This window comes from Fontisubflavum oceani (genome assembly GCF_030407165.1).
In the GTDB taxonomy this organism is placed as follows: domain Bacteria; phylum Pseudomonadota; class Alphaproteobacteria; order Rhodobacterales; family Rhodobacteraceae; genus Rhodophyticola; species Rhodophyticola oceani.
The window spans coordinates 1,302,841-1,326,224 of sequence record NZ_CP129111.1 but is presented as its reverse complement, the minus strand read 5'-3'; the positions used below and the strand labels follow the sequence as shown (position 1 = coordinate 1,326,224).

Below are 23,384 nucleotides of genomic sequence, written 5' to 3'. Positions count from 1 at the left end.
TTTGTCTCCTCCAGGATTTGGGTGCCCGATTTACCGGACGTTATGGGGTGAGTAGGCGGAGCGCAGTGGCCCCGCCATGATCTGGATCAGGGGCGCTCAAGGCACATGGCAACGCCCATGCCGCCGCCGATGCAAAGCGTGGCAAGGCCTTTCTTGGCGTCGCGGCGCTTCATTTCGAACAGAAGCGTGTTTAGAACCCGCGCGCCAGACGCCCCAATCGGGTGACCGATGGCAATCGCGCCGCCATTGACGTTCACAATCGCCGGGTCCCACCCCATGTCTTTGTTCACCGCACAGGCCTGCGCGGCGAAGGCCTCGTTGGCCTCGACTAGGTCCAGATCATCAACCTTCCAACCGGCTTTCTCCAGCGCTTTGCGCGAGGCATAGATCGGGCCGACACCCATGATCGACGGATCGAGCCCTGCCGTGGCATAGCTCGCGATCCGCGCCAGCGGTTCGATCCCACGCTTCTCCGCCTCATCGGCCGACATCAACAGCGCACCTGCCGCGCCATCATTCAGGCCAGAGGCATTGGCCGCCGTCACGCTACCATCCTTGGTGAAAGCCGGGCGCAGTTTCTGCATCGCCTCCATGGTCGCACCGTGGCGGATATACTCATCCTTATCGACAACGATGTCCCCCTTGCGGGTGGAAATGGTGAAGGGCACGATCTCATCTTCGAATTTGCCCGCATTCTGCGCAGCTTCGGCCTTGTTTTGTGACCCAACGGCGAATTCGTCCTGCATATCGCGCGAGATCTGCCATTTCTCGGCAACGTTTTCGGCGGTTTGCCCCATATGGTAGCCATTAAAGGCATCCCACAGCCCGTCGCGGATCATGGTGTCGATATACTTCATATCGCCCATTTTCTGACCCTGCCGCAGCGGGGCCGCATGGGGCGACATCGACATGTTTTCCTGCCCGCCCGCGGCAACAATGCTTGCATCGCCTAGCATGATATGCTGCGCGCCAAGCGCCACGGCCCGCAAGCCGGACCCGCAGACCTGGTTGATCCCCCAGGCAGCGCTCTCCTGCGGGAAACCCGCGTTGATATGGGCCTGACGCGCCGGGTTTTGCCCCTGGGCGGCGGTCAAGACCTGACCAAGGATCGTCTCGGAGACGTCGGATTTATCCACCCCGGCCCGCGCCACCAGCTCTTCCAGCACTGCACGACCAAGATCATGGGCTGGCGTGTTGGCAAAGGAGCCAAGAAAACTTCCAACGGGTGTACGGGCGGCAGAGGCGATGACGACATTGGTCATGAGGCAAATCCCTTTCAAATTGGGCCGGTGCAGAGGCGAGCAGGCTTAAAGTGCCTCCGCGGAAACAGGCTGCGGTCGGGCCGGTCATAGGCACTCACCGGACTTCCCACAACTGACACGGTGTCTCAGTTGGCGATAGGCTTCAACCTTAAGATGTAGGGGCCGGTCGGAAAGTCGGCATCATGACAGTTCGCATCCACAAAATCGCGACACATCCTGCGCGCTAAGTCCAAAAAACCACCGCTGCTCCGCTGACGCATCCCAGGTTTCGAAGCAAGCCTCTTGATATGCGGGGGCAGAACTTCCTAGGAAGGGATAGATATTCACATTTTGTTCTAATTCTTTGAAGGTGGGAGCGCGGAATGACGGAAAATGACGGTCGTTGTGGCTGGTGCGGGACGGATCCGATCTATGTGGCCTATCATGATGATGAATGGGGCGTGCCAGAATATGACAGCCGCGCCCTTTGGGAGAAGCTGATCCTTGATGGGTTTCAGGCCGGATTGAGCTGGATCACCATCCTGAGAAAACGGGACAACTTCCGCGCCGCCTTCAACGGCTTCGATCCAAACGAAATCGCGACCTGGGGCGAGGCGGAGGTGTCGCGCCTGCTTCAGGACGAAGGGATCATCCGCCATCGCGGCAAGATCGAAGCGACGATTGGCAATGCGCGGGCATGGCAGGTCATTGAGCAAGCGCAGGGGTTTGACCGGTTTCTTTGGGAGTATGTGGGCGGCACGCCGATCCAAAATAGCTGGACCAGCCTCGCTGACGTTCCCGGCCACACGCCGCTCAGCACGCAGATTTCCAAAGACCTAAAAAAAGCGGGGTTCCGATTTTGCGGGCCAACCATCGTCTATGCCGCGATGCAGGCCATGGGGCTCGTGAACGACCACCTTGTCACCTGCCCCGCCCATGAAAGGGTCAAAGCCCTGGCGCGATAGCCGCCCGATTTCTTGAGAAATCGGTCCGGAAAACGTGCGTTTTCCGGTGCCTAGCTCTCCGCAGCGATCAGCGCCCGCAAGAGCGCGAATGCTTCAGGGCTGGCCCAATCCGCATCCCCGCGCAGCCGGGCGATTTCTTGCCCCTCCGGGTTCAAGATCACCGTGATTGGCAGGCCGAAGACACCCATCTCCCGCGCAATCGTCTGACCTGGATCGCGATACATCGGAAGGGCATCAATCCCGGTCTCCTCAAAAAACCGCCGAATCGCAGGCGGCGGGTTCCGCCCGGTGGCCAGGGTCACGACTTTGAAATCCTCGCCACCCAACTCATGCTGTAGCGTGTTGAGATACGGCATCTCGTGGCGGCAAGGCGCACACCACGTTGCCCAGAAATTCAACAGAATATAGCGCCCCTGAAGATCAGACAGCCGATGCTCCACATCTTCCATATCGATAAACGGTGTCTCCGAGACCGGCACCGGCTCTGCATGGAACACCAAGCCGCGCATATCGCCGACGCGTAGCTCTTCGAGGTCTTGGGCGTTTGCACCAAGAGCCAAGGCCATGTAGAGCACGCTGAAAATCACGCCTCGGATCATCTTATCGGTCCTTTTCGCTCGGGGTCTCGACATGACGGACACAAAATCAAACGCAATGTGGGGCGGACGCTTTGCCGCCGGGCCGGACGCGATCATGGAGGCAATCAACGCCTCGATCGGCTTCGACAAACGGCTGGCCCGCCAAGATATCGACGGCTCTCGCGCCCATGCGGCGATGTTGGCCCAACAGGGTATCGTCAGTGATAAAGATGCCGAGGCGATCCGGGAAGGGCTGCTCACGGTCTTGTCAGAGATCGAGGGCGGCAATTTCACCTTTTCGACGGCCCTCGAAGATATCCATATGAATGTCGAGGCGCGCCTGAAAGACATCGTCGGCGAACCTGCCGGGCGGCTCCACACCGCGCGCAGCCGGAATGACCAGGTGGCAACCGATTTCAAACTCTGGGTCCGTGACCAGATGGACGCCGCCATAGGCGGGCTAGAAGCGCTGATGCAAGCGCTCTTGGGTCAGGCGGAGGCGGGTGCCGATTGGGTGATGCCGGGTTTCACCCATCTTCAAACCGCGCAGCCCGTGACTTGGGGCCATCACATGCTCGCCTATGTCGAGATGTTTGGCCGCGATCTCAGCCGGTTCCGCGATGCGCGGGTGCGAATGAACGAATCTCCCCTCGGCGCGGCGGCGCTGGCGGGCACGAGCTTCCCGATCGACCGGGATATGACGGCCAAGGCCCTCGGCTTTGACCGGCCCGCCGCCAACTCGCTTGATGCGGTGAGCGACCGGGATTTCGCGCTCGAATTCCTGAGCAGCGCCACGATCTGCGCCATGCACCTGTCCCGCTTTGCCGAAGAGCTGGTGATCTGGTCGTCGGCGCAGTTCCGTTTCGTGACCCTGTCTGACCGCTTCTCCACCGGTTCCTCGATCATGCCGCAGAAGAAGAACCCGGACGCCGCCGAGCTGATCCGGGCCAAGATCGGTCGGATTCTCGGGGCGAATGTGGCGCTTCTGACGGTGATGAAGGGCCTGCCGCTGACCTATTCCAAGGACATGCAGGAAGACAAAGAACAGGTCTTCGACGCCGCTGACAACCTGATGCTGGCGCTGGCCGCAATGACTGGCATGATCGGCGACATGACCGCCAATCGCGAGAGCCTAGAGGCCGCCGCGTCCTCCGGCTTCTCCACCGCGACCGATCTGGCCGATTGGCTGGTCCGCACGCTGGACATGCCGTTCCGCGACGCCCATCATGTCACCGGCGCTTTGGTCAAACTGGCCGAAGATGCGGGATGCGACCTGCCCGATCTGAGCCTGGCGCAAATGCAAAGCGTCGAGGCGCGGATTACAGAGGGTGTCTATGACGTTCTCGGTGTGCATAATTCGGTCGCTTCGCGTGTTTCGTATGGCGGCACCGCGCCGACGCAAGTACGGACCCAAATCGCCCGCTGGAAAGAGGTGTTGAAATGATCCGTCTGATCGCTCCGATCCTGATGCTTGGCCTTTTGGCGGCCTGCGGCGTGGATGGCGACCCCATTCCGCCGGAGTCGCCTGTCGAACCGGGCATCACCATCTCAGGTACGGTTGAGGCCGGTATCACCGGCGGCAGCTAAACACGCCGCAAAATCAACCAAAACCCGTTGAACAAGCCGCAGACAGGCCCTAACGTCTAGCTTTTGGGCCTCTCGCGCCCCTCTTAACGATGTGATCTGACACATGGACAAAATTCCGATGACCCCCAAGGGCTATGACGCCCTGGGTGACGAGCTGAAAAACCTGCGAACCGTCGAACGCCCCGCGATCATTCAGGCGATTGCCGAGGCGCGTGAGCATGGCGATTTGTCGGAGAATGCGGAGTATCATTCCGCCCGCGAGAAGCACTCGTTCATCGAGGGCCGGATCAAGGAGTTGGAAGGGACCATCGGCCTTGCGCAGGTCATCGACCCCGCAACGCTTTCCGGCGCGATCAAATTCGGCGCAACGGTCGAACTGGTCGATGAAGACACTGATGAAGAGAAAACCTACCAGATCGTCGGCGAGGCCGAGGCCGATATCGAAAAGGGCCTTCTGAACATCAAGTCGCCCCTGGCCCGTGCCTTGATCGGCAAGGATGAAGGTGACAGTGTCGAAGTGAACACACCGGGCGGTAGTAAGGCATATGAGATTGTGAAAATTTCGTATATCTGACGCAGAGTCCCGATTGTCCGTGAGCAGGGCCGCCTAAAGATGTCTGATCCGAAACAGCCCGTCCCGATGGAGCTTGGCGTATACGCGCAAGACCCCTCTGGCCCGCGTGTCACCGGGATTGAGGTGATTGCCCTGGCGCTGACGGTTCTGTGGCTCGGCGCCGTCGCGGTGTTTTTCCTGAGCATGGATGAAGGTCAAGGTGCGGCGGGCGGGGCCACACTCGCGATGACAATGCTGGCGATCTTGATGCCGGTGGCCCTGATTTGGGTCGCCGCATCGGCGGCACGCACAGCGCGGGTGATGCGTGAAGAGGCGGCCCGACTGCAAAGCTCCATTGACGCGATGCGCGCCGCCTATATGGACAATCAGCAGCGCAGTGCCCTGGACATGAAGCCAGAGATGGTGCGCAAGCTCGAAGAAATCGCCGAGGCTCAGCGCTCGACGGATGTGAAACTCGCCACCTTCACCTCGATGCGGGCGCAAGGCGTGGTCTCCGAGACCCGCGCCGCCGTCGCGCCCGCCGCCTTGGATGAGCATCAGGCAAGCCTCGGCCTTGGCACGCCGGCGGAAGCCCTGAAAGAGCCGATCTCCGTCGCCGATTTTGTCAAAGCGTTGAACTTCCCGGAAAATGAGCATGACAAAGAGGGGTTTCGCACGCTCCGCCGCGCCCTTGAAGATCGCTCAACCGAGCGTCTGGTGCGTGCCAGCCAGGATGTGCTGACGCTGCTGTCGCAAGACGGGATCTATATGGACGATCTTCGGCCCGATCGCGCCCGGCCTGAGATTTGGCGGAAATTCGCGCAAGGTGACCGGGGTCGCGCCGTCGCCCCCCTGGGCGGCATCCACGATCGCTCGTCCTTGGCGCTGGCCGCAGGGCGGATGAAGCAAGACCCCGTGTTTCGCGACGCCGTGCATCATTTCCTGCGCCAATTCGATCATACGTTTCTGGAATTCGAGAAACATGCCAGTGACGAGGAGGTTGCCCGCCTCGCCGAAACCCGCACCGCCCGCGCCTTCATGCTCCTGGGCCGGGTGACCGGAACCTTCGACTAGCCTTAGAAACCGAATCCGGCATAGGGCAGATATGTCACCGGTGTGCCGGGCGTGATCTCCATCGCCTCGAAGGGCAGTTCGACCAGCCCCTCGGCCCAACTCAGCCCCGAGATCCGACCCGACCCCTCCGATTTAAACACCTCAGCATGACCCTCTGGCGTCAACCGGGCGCGGAGAAACTCGGCGCGCCCGTGTTTCTTTGATTTGGCAAACGCGGCAGGCACCGTCACGCGCAGCGGGTCTGCCCAACCGGCACCTGATAGCAGGCTAAGCGCGGGCCGCGCAAAGATCAGCGTACAGATCAAGGCTGCCACCGGGTTCCCCGGCAGGCCAAAGACCGGCTTACCTCGCCACATGGCCAGGGCCAGCGGGCGGCCCGGCTTCAAGGCAATCCGCCAGCTCGTAAGCTGGCCCTCGGTGCTCAGAAGCTTCGAGATATGGTCTTCGTCACCTGCAGACGCCCCGCCCGAGGTTAGGATCGCATCCGCATCCGCCCCCGCATCAAGCGCCGCGCGAATTTGGGCCGGGTCATCGGGTTGGCGGCCCAAATCAATCACCTCATGGCCCCACGCCTCAAGAAGCGCCGCCAACATCGGTCGGTTGGCGTCATAAATCTGCCCCAGGCCCGCCGCCTGCCCCGGCTCGCGCAACTCATCACCGGTCGAAATCACGGCAACCTTCAGCCGGCGAAACACGGGAACCTCTGCGTGGCCCGTCGCCGCAAGAAGCGCCAGATCGGGCGCGCGGAGCCGAGCGCCGGCAGACAGAACCTTCGCGCCTTCGGTGACGTCTTCTCCAGCTTTCCGCGCGTTTGCGCCCAGTTTGACCGGGCCTTGGAACGCAATCGCATCCGCGCCAATGGTGCAATCTTCCTCCAACACCACCGTGTCGACCCCTTCGGGTAAGGCGGCCCCGGTCAGGATGCGCAAGGCTTGGCCCGGCGGCAACACGCCGTCAAATGGCTGCCCCGCCGCGGCGCGACCCTCGGCCAGCGGCAGAATCTGCGGTCCATCACCCGTCGCCGCGCCAGCGAAACCATAACCATCCACCGCCGCGTTGGGCTGCGGCGGGTTCGATCTCAGCGCGAACAAATCAGCCGCCAGGACCCGCGCGTTTGCCTGCGTAAGCGGCGCGATCTCGCGCCCCACGACCGGGTGCAACGCCGCCCGCAGACGCGCCAAGGCCTCGGGCACCGGCGTCCAATCCACCCCCGGCGGCAGCGCGAAACAATCGTTTTTCAACGGCGGTGGCGTTAACTCAGACATGGCGCACCTTTCAACTCTGCCTCGTGACCCAGGCCGACAATCCAGCCCTCCTCCCGGTCGCCCTCTTGCAACATCGCCGTCAGTTTGGCGGCAGGAAGACGGTGGAATGCCTCGGCCAGCACGCGCACTTGCGCGGCATCCAATATCTCCCCCGCCCGGCGTTCGGCTGTGACCAGATCCGCCAGAAGGGAGGGGTATATCTCCGCCAAAACAATCGGTGCGTCCGGCGCTTGAAACGGGCTGACCGAGAGGGCGGAGCCAAACCGCATGCGCAACTGGTGCAGGCGCGGCAGGCCGAGCAACACCTGCGAGCCAACAGACCCGGTTGTGTAAAGCTTCCAGCAGGATTGGGCCCGCGGCAAGCGGCGCTCCACCGCCCGCCGATCCGGCAGGCCGTGGCCGTGACGCAAACTGCCCCGCTCCGGCAGATCGGGCGTGGCGGCAGCGGGCGGGCAGCCCCAAAATGGGCCCAGGCCCGAGAAAAGACGGTTCAGATCGTGCGCAACCGCGAAGCGATTATTCGCATTGTCAGGATGATCCGAAATCCGCGCGGCCAAATCGGCCCAAAGCGCGAAAGGATCATCACTGCCAGTCACGGCACGGGCGAACCCGATGGGATAACCAAACGGGAAATCGAACCCGGCCAGCACCCGCCGCCCGAGACGCAGCTCCTCTTCCATCAACGCGATCAGAGCCTCTGTCGCGTCCTGTCGCGTGCGGTGATAGCGGACCTCAGGCGCACGCTCTGGCGCACGAGACACCGCGATGAAAATCGCATCCTTTGTGGGCTTGGCAGGCGATGGCGCCGAACGCGCCGACCAATCGACAATCGCAATGGTGTCGAAAGCGCTCACAATGACAGCTCCGCCGCGATGAAATCGGCAATCGCCACGGTGTCATTCAGGTCAAAAACCGGTCGATCCAGATCATGAGCGCTGTCGCTGGCCACCGCGCGGATGGTCGGATCGCCGGGCGCCAAAAGCTCACTCCGGGCCGCCGCGCGATGCGCTTCGATCTTCGGATGCGGCTCGCGCTTATAGCCTTCGACCAAGATCAAGTCGACAGGCGCAAGCTGTGCCAAAAGCGTGTCGAGCGACGGCTCCTCAGCCCCGCGCAACTCGCTCATCAACGCCCATCGCGCGCCCGAGGCCAAGAGCACCTGCTGCGCCCCCGCCACCCGGTGCCGATGGCTGTCTTTGCCGGGTTGGTCCACATCGAAATTGTGATGCGCATGTTTCAACGTCGAAACGGACAGGCCCCGGCCCGTGAACTCAGAAACCAGTCGCTCCATGAGCCCGGTCTTGCCAGTGTTCTTCCACCCCGTCACACCCCAGATTTTCACTGCAGCAACCCTTCCGCTTTCACCAAATCATCTGGTGTGTTGACGTTGAAAAATGGATCGAATGGCTGATCCGAGAACAAGGCGGTTGCCGCGCCATGGCGATCAGTCCAGAGCACAACCTTGCGAAGCCCGCCCGCGAGGGCCTCGCGCAGATCGTCGCGAAGCGCAACCGGCCAAAGCCCGAATGTCGGATGGCGCAAGGTCTTGGCCTCGCCCGGCGTCGCCGCCAAGGCGATCTCGCAGCCCTCCGTTGCCGCCGCCTCGGTCAATCGCGAAACAAGATCGGTCGGGAAATACGGTGTGTCGGCGGCGGCTGTCACAATATGGCTCGCCCCCAATGCGGCCGCCCAATCCAACCCCGCCAAAACGCCCGCCAAAGGCCCGGGGAAATCCGCGATGCCATCAGCCAAAACCGGCAAGCCGAGATCGGCGAACCGTGCCGGGTCGCCATTGGCGTTTAGCGCCAGGGAGCTGACCTGCGGGCGCAGCCGATCCACCACTCGCTGGATCAGACTTTCGCCGCCCAGCATGAGCCGCCCTTTGTCGCCGCCGCCCATTCGACGTGCAAGACCACCAGCGAGGATCACTCCCGGAACGCTCATGCCTCGGCCCCTTTGCGCCGATGTTTGCGCCCCTCCTCCGGCACCGCGCCAAGGTCCGCATCGCGGATCAAGCGCTCCTCCCCAGCAAGACAGGTAAACCGCTTGCCCTTCAGCCGCCCGATCACCGTCAACCCAACCTCTTGCGCAATCTCCACGCCCCAAGCCGTGAAGCCAGAGCGCGACGCCAAAACGGGGATGCCCATCAGGGCGGTCTTGATCACCATCTCCGAGGTCAGCCGCCCGGTTGTGTAAAGGATCTTATCCGCCGGGCCGACGCCTTCGGCCCGCATCCAGCCGGCGATTTTGTCCACCGCGTTATGGCGGCCCACATCTTCCATATAGACCAAGGGCCGGTCACCTTGGCAAAGCACCGTGCCATGGATCGCACCGGCCTCCAGATAGAGCGACGGGGTGCGGTTAATCTTGTGGCTGAGCGCATAAAGCCAGCTTGTCCTGAGCTCCGCCTGGGGCAAATCCAACCCCTCCAGCCCGGCCATCATATCGCCGAACACCGTGCCGACCGCGCAGCCGCTGGTGCGGGTCTTCTTCTCCAGCTTGGCCTCGTGGTCGGTCTCGATGGCCGTCCGGACAACCACAACCTCAAGCTCTTCGTCATAATCGACACCGGTCACCTCATCCTCGGGCGACAACATCCCTTGATTGGCCAGAAACCCAAGCGCCAGATATTCCGGGTAATCGCCAATCGTCATCGCGGTAACGATCTCGCGGGCGTTGAGATAAATCGTCAAAGGCCGCTCTTCGACAACGGATATTTCGGTCGGCTGACCAGCTTCATCATGCCCCATAACCCGGCGCGACAAGCCCGCGCGCGACGGGTCGGGGGCGATCAGGTAATCTTGATAGCTCTCATCAAGAACGCTCAATTGCATCTCCTACAGACGGGCGATATTCGATTGGTGAGCTAACCCTAAAGGCCCCCCATGTTCTCTACCAGTTCCAAAAGCGCTTATTGGGAGGGCTTTCTCGCCAGCCTGCCATTTCTCTTGGTTGTCGCGCCATTTGGCGGTGTCTTCGGCGTCGTCGGGACGGAGGCGGGGTTGAACCTCGCCGAAGTGATGGGCTTCTCCATTTTGGTCATCGCCGGGGCTGCGCAATTCACCGCGCTGCAACTGATGACGGAGAATGCGCCGACGCTGGTGATCTTGGCCTCTGCGCTGGCGGTAAACCTGCGTATGGCGATGTATTCCGCCTCGCTGGTGCCGCATCTAAACGGCGCGCCGCTTTGGCAGCGGGCCTTGGTCTCCTACCTGGTCTTTGATCAGAATTACGCGCTGTCGGTGCAGGAATATGAGACCCGGCCCGAGCGGCCAACCGCGGTCAAGATCGCGTTTTTCTTCGGCACGGCCACGGCGGTGGCCCCGGTCTGGATCTTGTCGACCTATCTGGGCGCGGTGATTGGCGCGCTGATCCCGCCGGCCTTTGCGCTCGATTTTGCGGTGCCGATCGCGTTTCTGGCGTTGATCGGCCCCGCCCTGCGAACGATTGCCCATGTCGCGGCGGCGCTTACCTCGGTGGCCTTATCAATCGCCTTTGCCCCGGTGCCTTACAATCTGGGCCTGATCCTGGCCGCTGCCATCGCGATGATGATCGGGGCGGAGATTGAACGCCGGATGGAAGCCCGATCATGACCATGGCAAGCTGGCATATCTGGCTGATCATCATCACGCTTGGCGTGGGAACCTTCCTGATCCGGTTTTCGTTCCTGGGCTTGCTTGGCAACCGTGCCCTGCCGCCTTGGGTCTTGCGCCACCTGCGCTACACCGCGGTGGCCGTCTTACCCGCTATTGCGACGCCATTGGTGCTCTGGCCCGCCGCAACCGATGGGCAGACGGACCCGGCGCGCCTTGGCGCAGCCGTGCTGGCTCTGGCGGTTGGTTATGTCTTCAAGAACGCCATTTGGGCAATCGCTGCGGGCATGGGTGCGCTGTATCTTTTCCTGTATATCGGTGGCTAGACGGGTAAGGCCGTGGTCTGCACCACGGTTTTCAACCCAAAGCTCGACTGCATCCGCGCGACACCCGGCAAGCTCGCCAGGTGCTGCCGGTGGATGCGGGCGAAATCCTCGCTGTCGCGCGCCACAACTTTCAGCAGATAGTCGGCGCTGCCCGCCATCAAATGGCATTCCAACACATCTGGAACCTGCGCCACAGCATGCTCGAATGCCCCCAGCAGCTCATCGGCCTGCCCGCTCAGCCCGATCTCGACAAACACCGTTGTCACCCGCCCCACCGCGCGGGCATCGACCAAAGCCACGTAATCCCGGATCACCCCCGCCTGCTCCAACCGCTGCACCCGCCGGTGACAGGCCGAGGGCGACAGATGCACCTGCTCCGACAGTTCCGCATTGGTCATCCGCCCATCACGCTGCAACAACCGAAGGATACGCTTGTCCATATCGTCAAGCTCGATCATGGTGCAGCCTTTTCCCGTGATATGACAAAACTATCGAAAATTCTTGCGCAGAAGGCTTGGAAACGCAACCAGATTTCAAAACATTGCCATCCGAAACTGCCTAATAATTCGGCAGAAAAGGGAGGAGACATAGATGATCATCGGCTGCCCGAAAGAGATCAAGCCACAAGAATTTCGCGTCGGCATGACGCCTGTTGCCGCGCAAGAAGCCGTGGCCCACGGCCATAGCGTTTTGATGGAAACTGGCGCAGGTATCGGCGCGGGCTTTCCCGATGCCGATTACATCGCCGCCGGGGCCGAGATCGCCCCCGATGCGGCCAGCGTCTTTGCCAAGGCGGAGATGATCGTGAAGGTCAAAGAGCCGCAAGCGGGCGAGCGCAAAATGCTGCGCGAGGGGCAATTGCTCTTCACCTATCTCCACCTGGCCCCCGACCCGGACCAAACCAATGACCTCCTCGCTTCCGGCTGCACCGCGATTGCGTATGAAACCGTGACGGATGCCGCTGGTGGCCTGCCGCTTCTCGCGCCGATGTCTGAGGTTGCGGGCAAACTCGCGCCGCAAGTGGGCGCCTGGACGTTGCAGAAAGCCAATGGCGGGCGCGGCGTGTTGATGGGTGGCGTGCCGGGTGTTGGCGCGGCCGAAGTCGTGGTCATTGGTGGCGGCGTCGTCGGCACCCATGCGGCGCGCGTGGCTGCGGGCATGGGCGCGAATGTCACCGTGCTTGATCGCTCCCTGCCCCGGATGCGCTATCTTGATGACGTCTTTGGCGGACAATTCCGGACCCGCTATGCCAGCGCCGGCAACACCGCCGAACTGGTTGCCCAGGCCGATATGGTGATCGGCGCCGTCCTGATCCCCGGCGCCGCCGCACCCAAATTGGTCAGCCGCGCGCAACTCTCGACGATGAAGCCAGGCGCCGCGATTGTGGACGTTGCCATCGACCAAGGCGGCTGTTTCGAGACCTCTCGCGCCACGACCCACCAAGATCCGATCTACGAGGTCGACGGCATCATGCATTACTGCGTTGCAAACATGCCGGGGGCCGTTGCCCGCACTTCCACCATCGCGCTTGGCAATGCCACGATGCCATTTCTGATCGCGCTGGCCGATAAGGGATGGAAACAGGCCTGCGCCGATGATCCGCATCTTCTGGAAGGCTTGAACGTCCATGCGGGCAAGCTCACCAACTATCCGGTGGGTAAGGCGCTTGGCATCGATGTGCTGTCGGCATCGCTCGCGCTCAAAAGCTAAGACATCACCGACGGAAGGGAGCCTGGCGGGCGTGTAGATCAGACTGCCAGCGTTCAAAAGGTTCCCTTACAATGAAATCGTATCTGTCGCGCCTCCACCCCTATTGGCTGTGGGGGCTCATGGCCCTTCCGGCAATTGGCTTCATCTATCAGGCCATGACCTCGGAAGAAGCGCGTATCTTCCAAAACCTGCTCCACCCGACCGGCGAATTTGCCGCGCGGTTCTTGATCATCACGCTGCTGGCGACGCCGCTGATGTATCTGTTCAAAGGCTGGCGCGGGCCGCGCTGGCTGCGCCGAAACCGGCGGTATTTTGGCGTCGCTGCCTTTGGCTATGCCCTGCTTCACTTGGTGTTTTATGTCCTGCACACCGGAACGCTGAACCGGATGCTTGCCGATCTATCCGAGCTTCACATCTGGGCTGGCTGGCTCGCCTTCGCCATCTTCATCCCCCTGGCCGCAACCTCGTCTGACTATGCCGTTCGCCGAATGGGTCCACGCTGGAAGGCGTTGCAAAAATGGACCTATGCCGCAGCGGTTCTAGTCTTACTGCATTGGGCGTTGATCGATGAGGGGGAGGGTCTGGTGCCTGCACTTGTGCATTTCATACCCCTGGCCGCGCTCACCCTCTATCGGCTTTGGTACATGTATCTTCGGCCACGCCCGGCCCATGCATAACCACTCACGCGGCCCATTTGATCGAACACCCCATGGAGGGGATTTGATCGGACGGGCCGCGCCCGGTTTCGGCAACCAACCTCATCGCCTCAAAAAGATCGCGGCGCAGATCGGCCGGTCCAGCCTGCGCCCGGCTGGCATCCAGCCGCCCACGATACTGCAACTGACCCGCCGCGTTCAGCCCGAAGAAATCCGGTGTGCAGGCCGCGTCATGGGCTCGCGCCACCGACTGATCCGCGTCATGAAGATAGGGAAACGGAAAGTCGTGTTTCGCGGCCATCGCGACCATGCCGTCAAACCCATCCGCCGGATACTGCGTGGCGTCATTCGAGCAGATCGCCGCAAACCCGATGCCGAGTGGGGCCAGATCCCGCGCGTCACGCACGATTCGATCCATCACGGCCAAGACATACGGGCAGTGGTTGCAGATAAACGCGATCACCGTGCCATTTGGCCCCATCACGTCTTGCAGCGTATAACGCCGCCCATCTGTCGCGGGCAGATCGAAGGCGGGCGCGGCCCAGCCAAAATCGCAGACTGGTGGGGTGGCGGCCATACTCATGTCTCCTTGGGCGATGTCTCTCCGCAAAACCTAAGGGCAGATGGCCAGACATGCAAAGGCCCGCCACGTCGGGCGGGCCTCTCAGTTATGTAGCGTGGCGGCTATCCGCGCGCTTTCAACGCATCGCGGATTTCCATCAGCAATTCTTCCTGCGTCGGGCCCTTGGGCTCCTCGGGCGCGGGCTCTTCCGCCGGTTGCTCTGCCGCCGCTTTCACCTTGTTGACATAGCGCACCAGCATGAACACCACGAAGGCGATGATCAGGAAGTTGATGATCGCCATGATGAACGCGCCATAGGCAAAGACCGACGCCCCGGCCTCCCGCGCGGCCTCAAGCGAGGCCCCCGCCGGCACGTCTCCGCCGAGAACCGCATAGTTATTGGTAAAATCGAGGCCGCCGGTGAACAGCCCGATGATCGGATTGATCAGATCGGCCACCAACGATGAGACGATCGCCGTAAACGCGGCGCCGATGATGATGCCCACGGCCATGTCCATGACATTGCCCTTGGCGATAAAATCCTTGAATTCACTTAGCATTGGCTTTGTCCTATATCCTGTTGTCCCTCCACACGCAGAAGCTTCGGGCACGCCCCTTTTGGTGCCTCCGCGCACAGTCGCCCGCGCATAATGATATAAAATAGGCTCTGGCCCAATGGGAAAGGCTGCATAGATGTCACCCCTAACGCGCAACAAAAGGGCATCTCATGGCCGATCTCTCCGCTTTTCCGATCACATCCCGCTGGCCTGCCGCCAATCCGGACGTCATTCAACTTTATTCCTTTCCCACCCCAAATGGCGTGAAAGTCTCCATCGCGCTTGAAGAAATGGGGCTGCCCTATGAGGCGCATAAAGTCACGCTTTCCGATACCGATGTGAAAAGCGACGCCTTCTTGTCGCTGAACCCAAACAACAAAATCCCCGCGATTGTCGATCCCGATGGACCCGGCGGCGCTCCCATTGGGCTGTTCGAGTCGGGGGCCATTCTGATCTATCTGGCAGAGAAATCCGGCAAACTCATCGGCGACACACCTGCCGAGAAATACAAAGCGATCCAGTGGGTGATGTTCCAAATGGGCGGCATCGGCCCGATGTTCGGGCAGCTTGGCTATTTCTCAAAATTTGCCGGTGCCGAAATCGAAGACCCCCGTCCGCGCCAACGCTATGTGGATGAAGCCAAACGCCTTCTTGCGGTGCTCGACAAAGAATTGGCAGACAAAGACTGGATTATCGGCAGCTACTCCATTGCCGATATCGCCATCGCCCCCTGGCTGCGCGGGCTCGACTTCTATGGTGTGAAAGAGGCCGTGGGTTGGGACAGCTTCCCCAATGTGGTCGCGTATCTCGACCGGTTCCTTGCCCGCCCGGCGGTTCAGACCGGCCTTGTCACCCCGCCGCGCGACTAACGAAACAACTGCGAGCGCGGGGCGCATATGTCTGCCCCGCCTCGCGCCCTGCCTTCCCCGCGAGAAGAGACCGCGTCCAATCGTCTCTGCCTTCTGCAACTCCCTAAAAAACAGTGCCGCCAATCCACATGTTTTGATGTGAGGGAATGGCCCTGCTCCGCCGCCTTGCGCGACATGCCGAACGGTGCCTTCCCTGGCAACAAGCACAAGGGAAAGGGAGACCTGCATGGCACGACTAAGCGGGAAGATCGCCTTGATCACCGGCGGTGCCGCCGGGATCGGGTTGCAAACGGCACATCTGTTTCTGAAAGAGGGCGCCAAACTGGCTCTTGTCGATCTTGATCAGGCGGAATTGGACAAGGCCGCAGAAGATTTGGGGCAGCCCGAAGATGTGCTCACAATCGCGGCCGATGTCTCATCAGTCGATGCAACAAAATCCTATGTTGATCAAACTGTTGAACGGTTTGGCCGTATCGACATCTTCTTCAACAACGCCGGCATCGAGGGTAAAGTCGCGCCGCTGGCGGATCAGAAGATCGAAGATTTCGACAAGGTCATCGCGGTCAATGTGCGCGGCGCCTTTCTCGGTTTGCAGCATGTCTTGCCAGTCATGGCCGGGCAAGGCGGCGGCAGTATCATCAACATGTCCTCCATCGCGGGCCTGAAAGGCAGCCCGAACCTCGCGCCCTACATCACGTCGAAACACGCCGTGGTCGGTATGACCCGGGCAGCGGCGATTGAGGCCGCACCAGCCAATGTGCGGGTCAACTCCGTTCATCCCTCGCCGATCAACACGCGGATGATGCGCTCGCTCGAAGATGGCTTCAGCCCCGGCCATGGCGGCGAGGTAAAGGCGCAACTCGAACAGTCGATCCCGCTTGGCCGCTATGGCGAGGCGACGGATGTCGCCAATCTGGTCCTGTTTCTGGCCTCTGACGAGTCGCGCTTCATTACCGGCGCACAATACCCGGTCGATGGCGGCATGGCCGCGGGCTGATCTTGCTCAGGACGGCATTGGTCTGAGGCCCGGTTGGATCAGGTCGGCAACCTTCTCGGCCATCATCATGGTGGGGGCATTTGTGTTCCCACCAATGAGCTTCGGCATGATCGAGGCATCGACCACGCGCAACCCATCGACGCCTCTGACCCGGGCCTCGATGTCCACAACAGAATCCGAATCCGCGCCCATCCGACAGGTGCCAACCGGGTGGTAGATCGTATCGGCGCGGGCCCGGATATCCGCCTCAAGCGCCGCATCACTGCCGTCATGGGCATAGAGTTGCGCACCGCGCCAAGGGGTGAGCGCATCCGCCTCCATAATCTGCTCCATGATCCGCGCGCCGCGCATCAACGCCTCCAAATCGCGCCTGTCGCTCAGGAAGGCCGGATCAATCCGTGGCGGTGCGGCAGGGTTGGCGCTTTGGAGGCCCACATGGCCTGTCGACTCCGGTCGCAACACGCAGATATGGCAGGAATAGCCGTCACTTAGATGCAGTTTCCGCATATGTTCATCAACAATCCCGATCACGAAATGGATTTGCAGATCGGGCCGGTCCAACCCCGGATCAGAGCGCAAAAACGCCCCGCTTTCCGCCATCGGTGAGGCAAAGAGCCCCTGCCCGGTCTTCCGCCAGCGAAGGCCCGCTTTGCCCAACCGAGCCAAACCGCGCGGGTTCAACCCAACCACATCCCGTCGACGTGAGCGATAAGACAGCACATAATCCAGGTGGTCTTGCAGGTTCTGCCCGACGCCCGGCGCGTCATGAAGCACCGGAATACCCTGCGCAGCCAGTTCCACCGCCGGTCCAATCCCCGACAGCATCAAGAGCTGCGGCGACCCAAAGGCCCCCGCACTCAGGATCACCTCGCGCCGTGCCTTCAGACCCTCAAGCCGCCCGCGCCGCTTGATTTGAACGCCCGTGGCGCGACCATCTTCTAAAAGAACTTTCTCGGTCAGCGCGCGGGTCAGCACCGTCAAATTAGGTCGCCCCATCGCCGGAAACAGATAGGCCGCCGCCGCCGAACAGCGTTCGCCCTTCTGCGGCCCGTCCTGAAACTGCGTCACATGGTAGAACCCGGCCCCCTCTTGCCGGTCGCCATTGAAATCGTCGGTCTTGCGAATTTGCAGGCTCTCGCAAGCCTCCAGGAAGGCATGGGAGATTTTGCGCGGCGCGCTCTGCGGCCCAACCTGTAGCGGCCCCGCGTCGCCATGAAGCGCATCGGCCCCGCCCGCGAACCGCTCTGAGCGACGGAAATAGGGCAGCACGCTGGCCCAATCCCAGCCATCGCAGCCCAAAGCCGCCCATTCGTCATAATCCGCCTTATGCCCCCGGACATAGAGCATCGCATTGATCGCCGACGAGCCGCCAAGCGTTTTGCCACGCGGTTGAAACCCGCGCCGCCCGTTCAACTCTGGCTGCGGTTCGGTCTGAAACGCCCAATTGTTGATCTTCGGGCGGCCCGATACCATCGTCGCCACAAGGGCAGGCGCGCGGATAAAGATATCTCGCCCGCCGCCGCCAGCCTCGACCAGGCAAACCGACGTGTCCGGGTCCTCCGACAGGCGCGCGGCCAGCACACATCCCGCCGAACCGCCGCCCACGATCACATAGTCAAATTCCATGTGCCCCACGCTACGCCCATCAGCACCTGAGCAAAGCGAAACGTCGCGTTACCCAGGGAGTGCGCCCGTCAGGACATAGCGCAAAATCTCGACCACCTGACGCGGCTCTTCGGTCACGGCCAGCGCCGCACCATGCACTTCTTTCAACGGATGCTGATGCTCCGGTCGGCTCAGCACGATCAGCGATTTGCCGAGAGCGGCGGCCATACCGGCATCAAAGGCCGCGTTCCACTGCTTATATTGCTCGCCAAACCGCACCACGACCACATCGGCCTGCTCAATCCCCATCCGCGTGCGGATCGCATTCACCTTCGCGCCCTTGTGGTCGTGCCAGAACTTGTTCGGCTCCGTGCCCAGGATCGCGACGCCGCAATCATCACTGGCCGCATGATCGGTGACCGGGCCGCTAAACGTGACATCCAGCCCTTTGGCCCCCGCCACGATCTGCTCCCGCCAATCGGTGTGGATTTCCCCCGACAGATAAACCTTCAACGCCATATCCCGCCCTTTCTTTTACCTGAGTCTCTTCATCATATAGATCTTGTCGCCATCGCGCTCTGTGACGCCGTATCCAAACCGCTCATAAAGCGTGACATTTTCCGGCATCAAGCGATGCGTGACGAGCCGCATCTCAGCCAAACCTTGGGCCCGCGCCGCCGCCTCTCCTGCGTCGATCAAGACCCGGCCCAGCCCCTGCCCACCAAAACGCGGGTCTACCGCCAGATTGGCCAGCTTGGCATGATCCCCAGCGATCACGACAACCGCGCCGCCAGCCACATCCCCCTCCTGAGCCGCCACTAAGACCAGATGGTCGCGGATATCCTCCGCAAGCCCCTCGGTCACTGGCGGCAACGCAATGCCTCGCGCCAGCGCGGGCGCATAGGCTGCCGCAACCGCCGCGGTTAATGCGTCGACATCAGCAGCCGTCGCAGGCCGGATGGTCCAGGCCACGCTCTAGCCTCGCAGCACCCCGCCTGTGGCTTTGCCGACCTTCTCGACGATCTTCGCGCCCACGGCTTCGATCTCATCCTCGGTCAGGGTCTTGTCACGCGGTTGCATCCGCACGGTGAGCGCGATGGACTTCCGTCCCTCGCCCAAGGACCCGCCGATGAACTCGTCGAACACCCGCACCTCTTCGATCAAGGCTTTGTCGGCACCCGCGGCCGCATTGACCAGGTTCAGCGCCTCCATATCGGCATCCACCACAAAGGCGAAATCGCGTTCCACGGCTTGCAGATCGCTGATCGCCAATGCGCCCCGGCTGGCCCCCGACGCGCGCGGCATCGGCACCTCGCCGGGCCAGAGCGTGAAGGCCATCGCCGGGCCCTTCACATCCATCGCGGCCAGGATTTTCGGGTGCAATTCGCCAAACACGCCCAAGACCTTCTTCGGCCCGAGGCAGATCATCCCATGCCGCCCGGGGTGCCACCACTCCCGCGCGCCGCGCAAAATCTGGACTTTGGCGGGCGCGCCAATCGCCGACAGCACCGCTTCGGCATCGGCCTTCACATCGTAAAGATCGACCGACCGCCGTGCACCATGCGGATCACGCGGACCGGTCTGACCGATCAGAAGGCCCGTTGCCTGCAGGTTTTGCTCCCCCGGTTCGCCGCCATGAAACGCCGCGCCAACTTCGAAGAGAGCGAGGTCCATCATCCCGCGCGCTTGGTTCCGCGCCGCCGCCTGCAGCAAGCCGGGCAGAAGCGCGGGCCGCATATGGCTCATCTCCGACGAAATCGGGTTCTCCAGCATCGTCGCATCATCGCCACCGCCGAAAAGCTCAGCACTAGCCCGATCAATGAAGCTATAGGTCACGCATTCGTTGTAGCCGAGCGCCGCCATGGTTCGCCGCGCCGTGCCCTCGCGCCGCTGCATCGACGTCAGCACCGGCTTCGGCACACCCGGCTTTGGCCGCCGCATCGGCTGCGGCTCCAGTTTGGTCAGCGAGGCCATTCGCGCCACTTCTTCCACAAGATCGGCTTCGCCCTGAACATCCCGCCGCCAGCTTGGCACCCAAACCTCCAGCACATCGCCCTTGCCCGTGGCCGAGAAGCCAAGCGCGGTCAGATAGCGGATCTGATCTTCCTTCGGGATTTCCATCCCAACCAGGCTGATCACCCGCGCGGTGTTCAGATGATAGCTCCGCGCAGTCTGCAACGGCGCACCGGCCTCCACCACATGCGACGGCTCCCCGCCGCAGAGGTCCAGCACCATCTGCGTCGCCGCTTCCAACCCCGGCAACGTGAACTCCGGGTCCACACCACGCTCAAAGCGATAGCGGGCGTCGGAATTGATCTTCAGCGCCCGCCCCGTATGGGCAATCTCGATCTCATCCCAAAAGGCGCTTTCGACAAAGACGTTCACCGTTTCTTCGGTGCAGCCGGTCTCGGCCCCGCCCATCACACCGGCAATGCTTTCCGGGCCCTTGTCATCGCCAATGACCATCTGCCCCTCAAGGAAGCTGTATTCCTTGTCATCCAGCGCCATGATCGTCTCACCACCCGACGCGCGATAGACTCTCAGATCGCCCGACACCTTATCGGCATCAAACACATGCAAGGGCCGGTTCAGATCGTAGGTGTAGAAATTGGTGATATCGACCAGCGCCGAAATCGGCCGCAGCCCAATCGCGCGCAGCCGATCTTGCAGCCACTCCGGCGACGGCCCGTTTTTGACACCCCGGATCACCCGCCCGGTGAAATGCGGACAGCCCGGCAGCGTATCGTCCTCAATCGTCACACCAATGGGGCTGTCGAAGACGCCCGGCACCGGCGCGATCTCCTGCGGCTTCAGCACACCCAAACCGCGCGCCGCCAAATCCCGCGCAATCCCACGCACGCCCAGCGCATCCTGCCGGTTCGGCGTGATCGCGATCTCGATCACCGGATCGACCTTGGCCGGGTCATGCTCGGCCAACCAATCGATGAACCGCGCGCCGACCTCACCACTTGGCAATTCAATGATGCCGTCATGCTCTTCGGACAGCTCCATCTCGCGCTCGGAGGCCATCATGCCGAAGCTCTCGATCCCACGGATCTTGCCCACACCAATCGTCGTATCGATCCCCGGCACATAAACGCCCGGTTTCGCAACCACGACCGTGATCCCTTCCCGCGCATTGGGCGCGCCGCAGATGATCTGCTTCACACCCTCATCCGTCTCGACCTGACAGACCCGCAACCGGTCCGCATCGGGATGCTTCTCCGCACTCACCACCTTGCCGATGGTGAAATCCTTGAGCCGCGCGGCGCGATCCTCCACGCCTTCGACCTCCAGACCCAGATCGGTCAGGGTTTCTGCGATCTCGTCAACGGTGGCCTCGGTCTCCAGATGGTCTTTCAGCCAGGACAGGGTGAATTTCATAGGTCCGCTCTCATCTCACTTCTCGGCAGAGCGATAGCCTATGTGTGAAGGGATGAAAACCCGCGCGCCGGAGCCGCGAAAGGCTCACATCATCGCATCAATCCCAACGATCATCGACATGACGAAAAACAAGACGCAGGTGATCACGGTCAGCACGATCACCCGGTTGAAATAGCGCACCTGTTTGATCGCCTCGATCTGCAGATGGAAATCGGCGGCAACCTGGCTCATCTCGAACACATGGCGCAGGCGCGGCGACGGCTCATAGATCAGACAGCGGAGCAGGAAGAGGATCGAGATCGAAATGCTGACGATCTGTCCGAACATCAGGAGCAGAGTCAGCCATCGCTGATCGAGTGAGAAGATAAAGGCCGATGTGGCGAGGATAATCGCAAGCACGGCCAAAAGCGCGGAGGATTTCGCGTCGATCTCCGCCATGATCTGCCGCGCTTCCTCCTGATCCATATCCATCGTCCCCACATCCGCCTCGATATCGAGACAAACCGGGGTCAGCACCAGATGCGACGCGTCGGGCATCAAGGCGCGGTCCATGATCTGAACCATGTGTTGCAGCGAGAGGGCGGATTTCATGCGCGGCGATCCTTTGCGGCTACATCCCTTGTGGAGACGATAGGGGGCAAAGGCGGCGACAGTGGATGGACCATGGCTTATCTCTCCTGCGGGTCGAGGGAGAAGGTAGAGGAGACGCGGATCGACGCAAGTATTCTAGATTTGGGGCACAACGCCAGTTGGGTAACGAGCATCTGACGGCGTTGAAGCGGCGGTCATCCAATCGGGAGTCGAGGTACTTGGTTGCAAAATGAATAGGAAAACATGCAGACTCCAAAAGGATAGCCCAATAGGCGGTTGTATTACTGATGCGCGTCCTGAAGGTGATTAATGATTGGTTAACGGTAACGAGGATCCCATGACACGATTAGGTTTTGTATGCGCCTTTGCAGTCTCCAGCCTCTTTGCAGGTGGAGCGACACCCGTCCACTCGGCGGCGAAGATCGAGATCGGCGACGGCATCAGCATCATGGAACATGGCGGCGGCTGTCGGCGCAGCTCGCCCCCAGGGCAGTGTTGCCATATGGATAACAGCGTCGGGCGCGTACACTGCCACTGACGAGGCTGCTATCGAAAACGTCCGTACTTCCCGGGCACTGATTTGAGCGCAAGCCGGGCGAGCACCTGCCCGTGGGATGGCGCCGCAACATCCGTTCAGGGTGCTTTATACCCGCCAAGCACATCCGAAGACGAAGCGGAGCGCGAACCTCCACCAAAGCGCCAGCCCGCCGGAACGGGCAGGCGCTCGCCCGGCGCTTTCAGCGCTATTCGGGCGGGACTTCTCCTTGCCCTGCTATGTTGGGCAACTTACGCAGTAATCCAAGGCGCGAAGAGGCCTCTTCTGCAAACAACTCGGCATCCAAGTTCGTGTTTGCGAAAGTGTCTTTGCGCATCAAATACAGAACCGTCCTTCGCTGCTCGGCAACGGCCGCACTCAGTATCCAAGCACCGTCTTCAGTACCATCATCTAGTTCAGCCTGATAGTTATCGAGGCTGCGCTGGAAGTCCAAAACCGCGTTCGCGATCTCATCTGGAACACTTACAAGAAGCTCTTCTACTACCAGTTCGCATTCGTGAAGGTGTTCTATTTCATTGAATGTGAAACCCGGCCCCTGTCCTAAGCGGTACAAAAGATCCGCTGAGGATGCCGAAAAACGACGATAAAGCAAACGTCGCTCGTTCCCTAGCTCGTGGATCCGATCGAGATTTCTCTGCCGGGCATATCCTCGAAACGCAATAATCAGGGCGGCTCCAGCAGCAATCGCGGATGCAACTACTGACCACCACATTCT

Annotated in this window: 27 protein-coding genes; 11 read left to right on the top strand and 16 right to left on the bottom strand. The window is 61.4% G+C overall.

Going from position 1 to position 23,384, the window contains the following annotated elements; all coding sequences use genetic code 11:
• Positions 1–86: 86 nt before the first annotated feature.
• A complete protein-coding gene (locus QTA57_RS06795; RefSeq protein WP_171560360.1) occupies positions 87–1,262 on the bottom strand; it encodes an acetyl-CoA C-acetyltransferase in 1,176 nt (391 codons plus the stop codon).
• A 362-nt stretch (positions 1,263–1,624) separates the two neighbouring features.
• Between QTA57_RS06795 and QTA57_RS06790 the strand changes: the two genes are divergently transcribed.
• Positions 1,625–2,206, top strand: coding sequence for a DNA-3-methyladenine glycosylase I (locus QTA57_RS06790; protein WP_290154228.1), 582 nt, complete (start codon positions 1,625–1,627; stop codon positions 2,204–2,206).
• A 50-nt stretch (positions 2,207–2,256) separates the two neighbouring features.
• On the opposite strand, the gene QTA57_RS06785 is transcribed toward QTA57_RS06790, so the two are convergent.
• Entirely contained in the window at positions 2,257–2,805 is a 549-nt protein-coding gene (locus QTA57_RS06785) for a TlpA family protein disulfide reductase (protein WP_290154227.1), read from the bottom strand.
• 31 nt (positions 2,806–2,836) lie between these two features.
• Here QTA57_RS06785 and argH point away from each other — a divergent pair, with 31 nt between their 5' ends.
• The 4 genes from argH to QTA57_RS06765 all read left to right on the top strand — a co-directional run bounded on the left by argH (position 2,837) and on the right by QTA57_RS06765 (position 5,998).
• Entirely contained in the window at positions 2,837–4,228 is a 1,392-nt protein-coding gene (gene argH / locus QTA57_RS06780) for an argininosuccinate lyase (RefSeq protein ID WP_290154226.1), read from the top strand.
• On the top strand, positions 4,225–4,371 hold the full coding sequence (locus tag QTA57_RS06775) for an argininosuccinate lyase (RefSeq protein ID WP_290154225.1): 147 nt from the start codon (positions 4,225–4,227) through the stop codon (positions 4,369–4,371). Before argH ends, QTA57_RS06775 begins: the two co-directional genes overlap by 4 nt.
• 103 nt (positions 4,372–4,474) lie before the next feature.
• Complete coding sequence (gene greA / locus QTA57_RS06770; RefSeq protein WP_145214715.1) at positions 4,475–4,945, top strand: transcription elongation factor GreA; 471 nt, start codon at positions 4,475–4,477, stop codon at positions 4,943–4,945.
• Positions 4,946–4,984: 39 nt separating this feature from the next.
• On the top strand, positions 4,985–5,998 hold the full coding sequence (locus QTA57_RS06765) for a hypothetical protein (RefSeq protein ID WP_290154224.1): 1,014 nt from the start codon (positions 4,985–4,987) through the stop codon (positions 5,996–5,998).
• A gap of 2 nt (positions 5,999–6,000) precedes the next feature.
• On the opposite strand, the gene QTA57_RS06760 is transcribed toward QTA57_RS06765, so the two are convergent.
• Genes QTA57_RS06760 through QTA57_RS06740 form a run of 5 tightly spaced genes read right to left on the bottom strand, consistent with a single transcriptional unit; the run spans position 6,001 to position 10,097 of the window.
• Entirely contained in the window at positions 6,001–7,263 is a 1,263-nt protein-coding gene (locus QTA57_RS06760; protein ID WP_290154223.1) for a molybdopterin-binding protein, read from the bottom strand.
• Positions 7,251–8,117 carry a molybdopterin guanine dinucleotide synthesis gene (locus QTA57_RS06755; RefSeq protein WP_290154222.1) on the bottom strand — a complete coding sequence of 289 codons (867 nt, stop codon included), beginning with the start codon at positions 8,115–8,117 and terminating at the stop codon, positions 7,251–7,253. Before QTA57_RS06755 ends, QTA57_RS06760 begins: the two co-directional genes overlap by 13 nt.
• Positions 8,114–8,605: a molybdopterin-guanine dinucleotide biosynthesis protein B gene (gene mobB, locus QTA57_RS06750; RefSeq protein ID WP_290154221.1), complete on the bottom strand. Its 492-nt coding sequence runs from the start codon at positions 8,603–8,605 to the stop codon at positions 8,114–8,116. The genes QTA57_RS06755 and mobB overlap by 4 nt, the downstream gene beginning before the upstream one ends.
• The gene (gene mobA / locus QTA57_RS06745; protein WP_290154220.1) at positions 8,602–9,207 is read right to left on the bottom strand and encodes a molybdenum cofactor guanylyltransferase MobA; all 606 of its coding nucleotides are present in this window, start codon (positions 9,205–9,207) and stop codon (positions 8,602–8,604) included. The genes mobB and mobA overlap by 4 nt, the downstream gene beginning before the upstream one ends.
• Complete coding sequence (locus tag QTA57_RS06740) at positions 9,204–10,097, bottom strand: formate dehydrogenase accessory sulfurtransferase FdhD (RefSeq protein ID WP_290154219.1); 894 nt, start codon at positions 10,095–10,097, stop codon at positions 9,204–9,206. The genes mobA and QTA57_RS06740 overlap by 4 nt, the downstream gene beginning before the upstream one ends.
• 51 nt (positions 10,098–10,148) lie before the next feature.
• Between QTA57_RS06740 and QTA57_RS06735 the strand changes: the two genes are divergently transcribed.
• Complete coding sequence (locus QTA57_RS06735; RefSeq protein WP_290154218.1) at positions 10,149–10,856, top strand: AzlC family ABC transporter permease; 708 nt, start codon at positions 10,149–10,151, stop codon at positions 10,854–10,856.
• Positions 10,853–11,182 carry an AzlD domain-containing protein gene (locus QTA57_RS06730; RefSeq protein WP_290154217.1) on the top strand — a complete coding sequence of 110 codons (330 nt, stop codon included), beginning with the start codon at positions 10,853–10,855 and terminating at the stop codon, positions 11,180–11,182. The genes QTA57_RS06735 and QTA57_RS06730 overlap by 4 nt, the downstream gene beginning before the upstream one ends.
• On the opposite strand, the gene QTA57_RS06725 is transcribed toward QTA57_RS06730, so the two are convergent.
• Positions 11,179–11,640: an Lrp/AsnC family transcriptional regulator gene (locus QTA57_RS06725; RefSeq protein WP_171560324.1), complete on the bottom strand. Its 462-nt coding sequence runs from the start codon at positions 11,638–11,640 to the stop codon at positions 11,179–11,181. The genes QTA57_RS06730 and QTA57_RS06725 overlap by 4 nt on opposite strands.
• Before the next feature lie 133 nt (positions 11,641–11,773).
• Here QTA57_RS06725 and ald point away from each other — a divergent pair, with 133 nt between their 5' ends.
• A complete protein-coding gene (ald, locus tag QTA57_RS06720; protein WP_290154216.1) occupies positions 11,774–12,892 on the top strand; it encodes an alanine dehydrogenase in 1,119 nt (372 codons plus the stop codon).
• Between the two features lie 71 nt (positions 12,893–12,963).
• Positions 12,964–13,569: a protein-methionine-sulfoxide reductase heme-binding subunit MsrQ gene (locus tag QTA57_RS06715; protein WP_290154215.1), complete on the top strand. Its 606-nt coding sequence runs from the start codon at positions 12,964–12,966 to the stop codon at positions 13,567–13,569.
• Positions 13,570–13,573: 4 nt separating this feature from the next.
• On the opposite strand, the gene QTA57_RS06710 is transcribed toward QTA57_RS06715, so the two are convergent.
• Both QTA57_RS06710 and mscL read right to left on the bottom strand, forming a co-directional pair.
• Positions 13,574–14,125 carry a thioredoxin family protein gene (locus QTA57_RS06710; protein ID WP_290154214.1) on the bottom strand — a complete coding sequence of 184 codons (552 nt, stop codon included), beginning with the start codon at positions 14,123–14,125 and terminating at the stop codon, positions 13,574–13,576.
• 107 nt (positions 14,126–14,232) lie between these two features.
• Complete coding sequence (gene mscL / locus QTA57_RS06705; RefSeq protein WP_171560317.1) at positions 14,233–14,670, bottom strand: large conductance mechanosensitive channel protein MscL; 438 nt, start codon at positions 14,668–14,670, stop codon at positions 14,233–14,235.
• Positions 14,671–14,837: 167 nt separating this feature from the next.
• Here mscL and QTA57_RS06700 point away from each other — a divergent pair, with 167 nt between their 5' ends.
• Both QTA57_RS06700 and QTA57_RS06695 read left to right on the top strand, forming a co-directional pair.
• Positions 14,838–15,536: a glutathione S-transferase family protein gene (locus tag QTA57_RS06700; protein WP_290154213.1), complete on the top strand. Its 699-nt coding sequence runs from the start codon at positions 14,838–14,840 to the stop codon at positions 15,534–15,536.
• Between the two features lie 226 nt (positions 15,537–15,762).
• Positions 15,763–16,533 carry an SDR family NAD(P)-dependent oxidoreductase gene (locus QTA57_RS06695; RefSeq protein ID WP_290154212.1) on the top strand — a complete coding sequence of 257 codons (771 nt, stop codon included), beginning with the start codon at positions 15,763–15,765 and terminating at the stop codon, positions 16,531–16,533.
• A gap of 6 nt (positions 16,534–16,539) precedes the next feature.
• Here QTA57_RS06695 and QTA57_RS06690 read toward each other — a convergent pair whose 3' ends face one another.
• The 6 genes from QTA57_RS06690 to QTA57_RS06665 all read right to left on the bottom strand — a co-directional run bounded on the left by QTA57_RS06690 (position 16,540) and on the right by QTA57_RS06665 (position 23,381).
• Entirely contained in the window at positions 16,540–18,159 is a 1,620-nt protein-coding gene (locus QTA57_RS06690) for a GMC family oxidoreductase (protein ID WP_290154211.1), read from the bottom strand.
• A gap of 48 nt (positions 18,160–18,207) precedes the next feature.
• Entirely contained in the window at positions 18,208–18,657 is a 450-nt protein-coding gene (locus tag QTA57_RS06685) for a YtoQ family protein (protein WP_290154210.1), read from the bottom strand.
• A 15-nt stretch (positions 18,658–18,672) separates the two neighbouring features.
• On the bottom strand, positions 18,673–19,110 hold the full coding sequence (locus tag QTA57_RS06680; protein ID WP_290154209.1) for a GNAT family N-acetyltransferase: 438 nt from the start codon (positions 19,108–19,110) through the stop codon (positions 18,673–18,675).
• Positions 19,111–19,113: 3 nt separating this feature from the next.
• Entirely contained in the window at positions 19,114–21,522 is a 2,409-nt protein-coding gene (gene pheT / locus QTA57_RS06675) for a phenylalanine--tRNA ligase subunit beta (protein WP_290154208.1), read from the bottom strand.
• Between the two features lie 84 nt (positions 21,523–21,606).
• Positions 21,607–22,113: a hypothetical protein gene (locus QTA57_RS06670; protein WP_290154207.1), complete on the bottom strand. Its 507-nt coding sequence runs from the start codon at positions 22,111–22,113 to the stop codon at positions 21,607–21,609.
• Positions 22,114–22,856: 743 nt separating this feature from the next.
• Positions 22,857–23,381 carry a hypothetical protein gene (locus QTA57_RS06665; protein WP_290154206.1) on the bottom strand — a complete coding sequence of 175 codons (525 nt, stop codon included), beginning with the start codon at positions 23,379–23,381 and terminating at the stop codon, positions 22,857–22,859.
• Between the last annotated feature and the right edge of the window lie 3 nt (positions 23,382–23,384).